The following is a 9,011-nucleotide window of genomic DNA, read 5'->3' as shown; positions in this document are numbered from 1 at the left end:
AAACAATACAAGAAATAATACTTTCAATTACGGGATTTCCAGAGTTTCAGACTATTCTTTTTCCTATAATTTACTCGGACAAAGTGCGACAGGAGGAATTCTTTCCCAGCAGTATGTTTTGGCAGACGGAGGATTTAAATCTTTCATTCCCGGAAGCGTAAATAAATGGATTACTTCGGTAAATGTAGATACAAGTGTGTGGAAAATTTTCCACGTCTATGCAGATGCAGGAGTTTATGACAACAAAAATCAATCGACGAAATTTATCTGGGACAGTGGCGTAAAAGTAAGAATTATCCCGGATTTCCTTGAAATTTATCTTCCGGTGCAATCTTCTTTAGGTTTTGAACCCGGCTTTAAAGATTACGGAAAAAGAATAAGATATACTTTAATTCTTAATCTGAATTCTATTATTAATGCAGCGAGGAGAGGTTGGTATTAAAAAATAACTGAAATTACTTCATAAAAAAGCCTCAGATTTGAAATCTGAGGCTTTTATTTATTTTAATGCTTAAGAGCCAAATTAGTCTTTCAGGATTTTTTGAGAAACTGGTTTATTGTTTACAGTACCTGTAACGATGTAGTTTCCTTTTTGTAATTCAGCAACGCTTAAAGACTCATTTTCTTTTACTGAAGCTGTTTTAACAATTTGTCCTAACATATTGTATACTTTTACATCTTTAGCTGCAGATCCGAAAGTAATTTCATCATTCTTAACGAAAGTATTTTTAACAAAGTTACCTCCTTTTACAGTAGATAAATCTGTAACAGCTAAAGTTCCTGCATTATTTATAATAGATACATCATCAATTCTCATTCCGCCAGAGGAAGCGTCAAGACCAGTAAATCTTAAAGATAAATTAGAGTTAGCCGGAATACCTGAAGTTACTGTCTTCAATGCCCATGATGTGTTGGCGTTAGATACAGTAACCAATGGAGACCAGTTTGCTCCTCCGTCAGTAGATGTTTCTACAGTTAAATTCTTGCTTGCTTGGGAAGAGGAAAATCCAAAATTAAGCTGAAGATTTGAAGATGACGCTGCAGAAGTGTTAATCCCACTAACAATAAAGGTTCTTCCTCCTGCTGCCGCAAAGAATATACAATCACTGCCTGAAGCACCTGTATATCCGGTAGATGCACCTGTGGTTCTAACATCTGCAGTTCCTGAGTATGCAATAGGAGTAGTGTTTTGCCAACCAGTAAAAGCAGTAACAAGAGGATTTCCAGACGCAGTAGTTCCCATATTTTCAGTATAAATAGTGGTTTGTGCTGAAGCTGTAATAGCAAATAGTACTGCAGCAAATAGAGAGTAAATCTTTTTCATGATTCAAAAATTTAATTATTAATAATTTACAAGCCAAAATTACGCCATTTTTTTTTAGTAATACAATAATTAGGTTAATTTTCTGTTAATAATACTAAAACCCTTTCCATAAAGTATTTTTAAGTATTTTTACGCATTATTTTTAAGATTTGCGAAATTTTATTCTGATATTCGTATTGTTGTTCGTGGGCATGTTTTCAGGAAATGCCCAGATATTTACATGGAAAAATCCCAATCTTCCGCAATCCAATCTTAAAAATGACAGCCTTAAACAGGACAGCATTCTCGCAGCCAGATTTGAGCAGGATATTTTTGCAAAAGACACGCTGGATTTTATAAAAACCAATAACAGAATTATTGTAGATGAAGGTGTTCTTGCAAAAAATGATAAAAAAAGATTTTTAGGGGAATTAAACTCTAAAGGATCTATCATTCGCGGAATTACATTTGGTAACAATCAGGGACAGTCTGTACAAAGCTCTATGGATTTGCAGATTTCCGGAAGACTTTCAAAGGATGTAACTATTCTTGCGAGTATTTCGGATCACAATCTCCCGATTCAGGCGGATGGATATACACAAACGCTTGAGGAATTCGACAAAATTTATATGCAGCTCAATATCAAGGATAAATCGATATTGAGAGCTGGACATCTGGATTTGGTTGAAGCTAAAAATTATTTCGCTAAATATCAGCGAAGAAGCATGGGACTCGAATTTCAGACAGAATTCGGGAAAGAAAACAAAACATTTGTGGATGTTTCGATGGGCGTTGCGCGAAGTGAGTTTCACAGAATCCGTTTTCAGGGGGTGGAAGGAAATCAGGGACCTTACCGTTTAACCGGAAAAAATGGCGAACAGTTTATCACCTTAATTTCGGGCTCTGAACAGGTTTTCATCGATGGTATTCTCATGAAGCGTGGTGAAAATCAGGATTACATCATCAATTACAACACCGGAGAAGTTACTTTTACCAGCTTCCGACCGATTTTCCAACAGAATTTCATCACCATATCTTATAATTATACCAATAGAAATTACTCAAGGTATTTATTTACCGGAAAAGTTGAGCATAAAAGGGAAAAGCTTAAGCTGGGACTAAACTGGTTTATGGAAAACGACAATAAAAACGCACCGCTTTCTTTAAATCTTTCACAGGAAGATCAGCATATTCTTGCAGAAGCCGGAAACAATCCGAATTTAATGTATGCTCCTTCCGGAGTGGTGACAGAATATGACGTCAATAAAATCTTATACAAACTGGTTCAGGGTTCGGGAGGAAATTATTATGAGTTTTCAACCGATGCCACACAAACTTTGTACAGTGTTTCTTACACCTATTTCGGGGCTAATTTAGGAGATTACAAAATTACACAGACCACCAACAACGGTCGTGTTTTCGCATACGTTGGTCCCAACATGGGAGATTATCGTGCCGTAAGGAAACTTCCTTCACCGGAAAAATCGCAGGTGTATTCTGTAAATTCGGAATATTTATTGAAAGACGGAAAAATAGGAGCCGACATATCTTTGAGCAATTATGATGTTAATTTATTTTCATCAAAAGATTCTCAGCAGAATATAGGATATGCATGGAGAGTTTTCGGAAATAAAACCTTCACCAAAAACAACTGGAAAGGAACTCCGAATTTCGAATATCAATACATAGACAAGCAGTTTCATATTTTAGACCGAATTAATGATGTGGAATTCTCCAGAGATTTCAATCTGACGCAGGAATTCAGCGGAAGAACACAGAACAGATTTATTTTCAGCTTTTTGAATAAATGGAACAATAAATCTACCTTAAATTACAGAATCAATTATCTCGATGAGCAGGAAACCTATAAAGGCATAAAGAATGATCTGGATTTTGGATGGATCAGCGGTAAATTTTTCACAAAAGGAAATTTATCTTATCTGAATACCAATGCTGTACTTCAGGACACAAAATTCATCAGAGGCGGAGTTTCCACAGAGTTTACCGGCAAAAAAGGAAGCTGGGCAATTGGCGGAAGCATGGAACACAACGAAAAGAAGTACAATGATACTCAACTGATGGATGTTACCAGTTTCAGCTGGAAAGAACTTTTTGTTCAGAAAAAAATCGGAGACAGTACAAGAACCAAACTTTTGGCAAAGGTTTATATACGCGACAATGATTCTGTGCGGGACAACCGACTTCAGAACATGAATAATATTTTGGGAATTATGGCAGAAAGCCAGATCATCAAAACAGAAAAAACAACGTTAAATGCCCTACTCCACTACAGAAAGTTCTTTTATCAGAATCAGGATGTGGATCTTTCGAGAAACAATGACTTCGTTGTCGGAAATATTCTTTATAATCAGCAGCTTTTCAAGAACGGAATGCGTTTGCAGGCTTTCTATGAACTTGGGAACGGACAGGAAGCACAAAGGGAATTTCAGTATATTAAAGTGACGGACGGACAGGGAATTTACAAATGGACGGATTACAACGGAGATGGCGTTCAGCAGCTTGATGAATTTGAAATTGCCGAATATTCCGATTTGGCGCAATACATCAGAATTTACACGAATTCCGTGCGTTATATCCCTTCCAATAAAAATAAAATTCAGCTCGCTTTATTTGTGAATCCATCGATTGTTTTTAATTCTGAGAATAAATTTTTAAAACGCTGGAATTTCAATATTTCATTAAACTCACAAAATTCATTCTTCAAAAAAGATAAAGTTCTGGTTTTGAATCCTTTTGAGAAGAGTGATGACATGATTCTTAAAAATCAGAATATTCTGGCTTCCGCACAGTTCAGTCCGACCGACAAATCCGGCTGGAATGGAAATTACCGTTTCATCTCCAATGATAACCTCATCAATGCAAATTTCAGTAATGAAGAGCGTGAACAGGTTTCGCATTTCCTGAATATCGGCTATTGGTTTAATAAAGAATTCCGTATCGACTGGGAAAATTCGGTTCATGATATTCAAAATTCTTCACAGTTATTTTCTACAAGAGATTACCGTCTGAATAATTTTGAAACAAAACCAAAAGCAACCTATAAGTTTACCGATGCCATTCAGGCAGAACTTTCTTCGGCATTCCGCCAGAAACAGAGAGTGGATGGAGAAGAATTCCTCAAAGCTTTTGATGTTACGGGAACGATTCAGTGGGAACGCAGAAAAACGTCTATCAGAGGAAATTTCTCATTCATCAATAATAATTTCAACGGCAATAATTTCAGCATTGTCGGAAACCAGATGTTGGATGGATTAAAACCGGGGAAAAATCAGGTTTGGAGTGTTTTCATTCAGCAGGCAATTAATTCTTTTCTTCAGCTAAATTTAAATTATGAAGGCAGAAATTCCGGAGACCGTACGATTCATATCGGAAGTATGCAGGTGAAGGCGAGTTTCTAAAGTCGGTGGGTTTTGAATTGGAGAGTTTTTGTGTTGGAGAGTTTGAGGATTTGAGGGTTTTAGATTTCTTGCTTAGTATTATAATTTTCCGGAAGATTTTCATTTTCTGCACTTCTTATTGACAGCAATTACATTAATAGAAATTATCAAATTCTGAAATGCTCAGAAATTCGTAAATTTGCACCATGATAAAAATTGGCAATATAGAACTGCCGGAATTTCCGCTTTTGCTTGCACCGATGGAAGATGTGAGTGATCCGCCGTTCAGAAGACTCTGCAAAATGCACGGAGCAGATTTAATGTATTCGGAGTTTATCTCTTCGGAAGGGTTAATTCGTGATGCCATCAAGAGCCGTAAGAAACTTGATATTTTCGATTACGAAAGACCTGTCGGAATTCAGATTTTTGGAGGTGATGAAGAAGCAATGGCTATGTCTGCAAGAATTGTGGAAACGGTAAATCCGGATCTTGTTGATATCAATTTCGGATGTCCTGTAAAAAAAGTTGTATGCAAAGGAGCTGGAGCAGGAGTTTTGAAGGATATTGATCTGATGGTTCGTCTTACCAAAGCCGTAGTACGGTCTACAAGTCTTCCTGTAACGGTAAAAACACGTTTAGGCTGGGACAGCACTTCCATTAATATTGATGAAGTGGCAGAACGTCTTCAGGAAACAGGTATCAAAGCATTAACCATTCATGCGAGAACCCGCGCGCAGATGTACAAAGGTGAAGCGGACTGGGAACATATTTCAAGAATTAAGCAAAATCCTAATATTGAAATCCCGATTTTCGGGAATGGTGATATTGATTCTCCTGAGAAAGCGTTAGAATACAAACAGAAATATGCCTGCGACGGAATCATGATTGGTCGTGCAGCGATTGGATATCCCTGGATTTTTAACGAAATCAAGCATTTCTTTAAAACCGGAGAGCATTTACCGGCTCCTGCCATCGAAGACCGTTTACTGGCGGTTCGTCAGCATGCAGAATGGAGTGCAGAATGGAAAGGCGAAAGATTAGGACTGGTGGAAATGAGACAGCATTACAGCAATTATTTCCGTGGAGTTCCTCACTTTAAAGATTTCAGAAAGAAATTTTTAGAAGTATTCACTTTAGAAGAAATGGATGTGCTGATTAAAGAAACACAGGAGTTTTACACAGAATATTTAGCACAACAGGCATAAAAAATGAAACCATCAATAGTAAGTTGATGGTTTTTTATTTTCATTGTTTAGTTTTTTATCTAGTATCCTTCCGAAGACGTTTGATTTTTAATTAAAGCCAATGCCGAAGAAGTCCCGATTCTTTTTACTCCAAGATTAATCATTTTTTCTGCATCTTCCGGAGTTCTTACTCCGCCCGCAGCTTTTACAGGAAGTTTTCCTGCATTATCGAGCATAATTTTTATTCCTTCAAATGTTGCTCCGTTAGGTTTTCCGTCTTTTGTTTCGTAAAAGCCTGTGGAAGACTTCACAAAAATTTTAGATAAATCATTTTCGGAAAAGTTCTCTTCTGCCCAAATAGAAATATTTTTGGTAAGATCAGCAATCTGCTCATTGGTTAAAGCAGCAATCTCAATGATCCATTTTGCAATTTTGTGATGTTCCAGACTAAGCCTGGTGCATTTTACAAACTCATTTTTTACAAGCTCAAGACCACCTTTCAGATAAGCATTGTAATTGATCACAAAATCCAGTTCATCTGCTCCATCAGCAATTGCTTTTTCAGCTTCTGTAAGTTTTTCATCTACAGAGCAGGTTCCTTCATGAAACCCAATCACCGTTCCTACGACAACATCTGAATTTTTTTCCTGAATATACTTTTTAATCTCAGAAACATAATCCGGACGGATCATTACGGCAAAAATACCGTGATCGATCGCTTCCTGTGTAAGTTCGATATCTTTCTGTAAAGTTTCTTCCTGTGAAAGTCCTGACTGTGCAGGTGTTTTCAAATATGTTGAATCCAGATATTGTGCAATATTCATAATCTATTATACTTTCAGTTGTCTGTAAATACCCTGCTCCAAAGATATGAAAGTTTCTGTTCTTATAACGCCTTTCAATTGCTGAAGTTTACTAAGAATCTGCATTAGATGATCGTTGTCTTTACAAAGAACTTTAAGGAAAATGGTATAATTTCCTGTGGTATAATGCGCTTCTACCACTTCATTAATATCTTTCAGGGATTTTACCATATCCGGATAATGGCTTGGCTGATCCAGAAATACACCAATGTAAGAAATTACTTTGTATCCTATTTTTTTAGGATTCAGAAAGGATATGGAGTTTTCTATAACCCCTGCCTGTTCAAGTTTTTTTATTCTTTGGTGAACCGCCGTCGTGGAGATTCCTACATTTTTTGAAATATGAGCTAATGATGATTTGGCATTATCCATCAGCATATAAATTATTTCCTTGTCAATTGAATCTAACTGATAACTCGTGTTGTTTGAATTTTTCATTCTTTCTACTTTATTTATGTTTTTACATCTGTTTACAAATCCCTAATTTTATAAAAACCGGAAAATGATCGCTGTAGCCTCCCAAATACCTTGTTCCCGCATACGTTCGGTAAGGTCTGCCTGCAAACTTTCTGTCTCGGCTGCTGAGTTTTTCAGAATTGAATATTTTTGCTTCCTGAAATTCAAGAACATGATCATCATTAAAGAACGACTTCGATAAAATGATCTGATCGTACAGCAGTCCCGATTTATAATGAAAAGTAGAATAATTTCTTGTGGAAAACAGATGCTGGAAAGGATTTTCCAATATTTTTACTCCTGCATCGTCAAAAAGAATTTTTACTAAATTTTCATCATCTGGGTTTTCATTAAAATCACCGCACAGAATTACATTTTCTTTGCTATTGTTTACAACATTTAAAATTCTTTCACGGATCTCAGAAAGTATAAAGGCTCTTTTGGGCTTATTAATATCTTTTTCGCGCTTAGAGGGAAGGTGTGCAATAAAAATATTAATAATCTCTCCTTTATATCTTACTTTCGAATAAAGAATATCTCTTGTTGTATCGTAATTTTCTGTGCTTCTGTTTATAATTTCAAAGAAGAATGTAATAGCTTCAGAATCTATTATTTCTACTTTGCTTTTATCATATAATAAGGCAACATCTACCCTTCTTTCGTCCATAGAATTGTAATGCACAATTCCATACTCTGAATTAAAAGGTTCCATCTTCACAAGATCCTCCAGAACTTTCCTTCCGGAAACTTCGGAAAGACCGATTATAAAAGGCAATACTCCATTCTCTTCCTTCATGAGCCTGAAAACATGTGCAATTTTTGAAAGTTTGTTCCGGTATCTTCCCTCATCCCAGTTCCTGAGTCCCGATATAGTTGGGTCCAACTTGTGCATTGGTTTCGGATCCGGTAAAAATAAGTTTTCAACGTTGTAAAAACTAAACAACTCCATTAGCACATTTTCTGATTTCAAACAATTACCTTTTTTTATTTAAAATGAATATGTAAATTTATTATTTTATTTAATATATCGTTAATAATTTTAACAAATTTGCAAAATTAATTTATTATTCAAATATAAGCATTTAAAAGAATTATTTAAATCAAATAGATAAATTTAATTAAAAATATTATGCACAATCTAATATATGCTTTAGGCCCAAAATAAAACGGTATTTTTAAATTTAATTTTTCTGTAGAATAAATTCTATGAACAGCTAGGTAATAAGAATTTTTTCAACCATTTTTAAACAACAACTATTGTTTGCTGCTGTAAAAATTTATAAAAAAAATTAGTTGCAAATTTAGGACAACGATAGGTTTTATCTATTTTAAAGGAGATCCGGACGTTTTTCTGTGGTGATTCTTACCGCTTCATCGTGCCTCCATTCTTCAATTTTGGCAAAATTTCCGCTCAGTAAAACTTTTGGAACTTCCAGACCTTTGTAAACTTCAGGTCTTGTATAAATTGGAGGAGATAAAAGATCGTCCTGAAAACTGTCCGTTAAAGCACTTTGTTCATCATTCAGAACACCCGGAAGCAGCCGGATTACAGAATCTGCAAGAACGCAGGCTGCCAATTCTCCGCCGGTAAGAACATAATCGCCTATGGAAATTTCCTTCGTGATGTGCAGATCTCTTACACGCTGATCAATACCTTTATAATGCCCACACAAGAAAATCAGATTATTTTTAATGGAAAGTGTATTCGCAATTTTCTGATTCAGAGTAACTCCATCCGGCGTAAGATAAATGACTTCATCATATTCTCTCTGAGATTTTAATTCTGAAATACAGTTGTCCAGAGGCT

7 protein-coding genes and 1 pseudogene are annotated in these 9,011 nt (G+C 35.8%); 3 read left to right on the top strand and 5 right to left on the bottom strand.

Annotated features, from left to right (window positions below; all coding sequences use genetic code 11):
* Window positions 1-442: pseudogene (locus WFK35_RS17305) on the top strand (aminopeptidase); the annotation flags it as partial.
* Window positions 443-523: 81 nt separating this feature from the next.
* Here WFK35_RS17305 and WFK35_RS17300 read toward each other — a convergent pair.
* Window positions 524-1,324 carry a T9SS type A sorting domain-containing protein gene (locus tag WFK35_RS17300; protein WP_336733632.1) on the bottom strand — a complete coding sequence of 267 codons (801 nt, stop codon included), beginning with the start codon at window positions 1,322-1,324 and terminating at the stop codon, window positions 524-526.
* Window positions 1,325-1,515: 191 nt separating this feature from the next.
* On the opposite strand from WFK35_RS17300, the gene WFK35_RS17295 reads away from it, so the two are divergent.
* Both WFK35_RS17295 and dusB read left to right on the top strand, forming a co-directional pair.
* Window positions 1,516-4,722 carry a hypothetical protein gene (locus WFK35_RS17295; protein ID WP_336733634.1) on the top strand — a complete coding sequence of 1,069 codons (3,207 nt, stop codon included), beginning with the start codon at window positions 1,516-1,518 and terminating at the stop codon, window positions 4,720-4,722.
* Window positions 4,723-4,907: 185 nt separating this feature from the next.
* Window positions 4,908-5,906: a tRNA dihydrouridine synthase DusB gene (dusB, locus tag WFK35_RS17290; RefSeq protein ID WP_336688581.1), complete on the top strand. Its 999-nt coding sequence runs from the start codon at window positions 4,908-4,910 to the stop codon at window positions 5,904-5,906.
* 59 nt (window positions 5,907-5,965) lie between these two features.
* On the opposite strand, the gene deoC is transcribed toward dusB, so the two are convergent.
* From deoC to trmD, 4 genes are all read right to left on the bottom strand, one after another.
* The gene (gene deoC, locus WFK35_RS17285; RefSeq protein WP_336733633.1) at window positions 5,966-6,712 is read right to left on the bottom strand and encodes a deoxyribose-phosphate aldolase; all 747 of its coding nucleotides are present in this window, start codon (window positions 6,710-6,712) and stop codon (window positions 5,966-5,968) included.
* A 3-nt stretch (window positions 6,713-6,715) separates the two neighbouring features.
* Window positions 6,716-7,186: an Lrp/AsnC ligand binding domain-containing protein gene (locus WFK35_RS17280; protein WP_076390855.1), complete on the bottom strand. Its 471-nt coding sequence runs from the start codon at window positions 7,184-7,186 to the stop codon at window positions 6,716-6,718.
* 22 nt (window positions 7,187-7,208) lie between these two features.
* The gene (locus WFK35_RS17275) at window positions 7,209-8,153 is read right to left on the bottom strand and encodes an endonuclease/exonuclease/phosphatase family protein (RefSeq protein WP_336733631.1); all 945 of its coding nucleotides are present in this window, start codon (window positions 8,151-8,153) and stop codon (window positions 7,209-7,211) included.
* Window positions 8,154-8,532: 379 nt separating this feature from the next.
* Window positions 8,533-9,011, bottom strand: a 479-nt coding sequence (gene trmD / locus WFK35_RS17270) for a tRNA (guanosine(37)-N1)-methyltransferase TrmD (protein ID WP_336733630.1), incomplete at its 5' end; no start/stop codon positions are given.

The sequence above is a fragment of the Chryseobacterium sp. VD8 genome (assembly GCF_037149975.1).
Lineage (GTDB): Bacteria > Bacteroidota > Bacteroidia > Flavobacteriales > Weeksellaceae > Chryseobacterium > Chryseobacterium indicum.
Note: the sequence above shows the minus strand (reverse complement) of the source record. Positions and strands in the feature narration are given on the sequence as shown.

Bases quoted from the DNA above. Each gene is read 5' to 3' on its own strand.
- WFK35_RS17295 (WP_336733634.1), top strand. From the start codon at position 1,516: ATGTTTTCAGGAAATGCCCAGATATTTACATGGAAAAATCCCAATCTT.
- WFK35_RS17300 (WP_336733632.1), bottom strand. From the start codon at position 1,324: ATGAAAAAGATTTACTCTCTATTTGCTGCAGTACTATTTGCTATTACA.
- dusB (WP_336688581.1), top strand. From the start codon at position 4,908: ATGATAAAAATTGGCAATATAGAACTGCCGGAATTTCCGCTTTTGCTT.
- WFK35_RS17280 (WP_076390855.1), bottom strand. From the start codon at position 7,186: ATGAAAAATTCAAACAACACGAGTTATCAGTTAGATTCAATTGACAAG.
- WFK35_RS17275 (WP_336733631.1), bottom strand. From the start codon at position 8,153: ATGGAGTTGTTTAGTTTTTACAACGTTGAAAACTTATTTTTACCGGAT.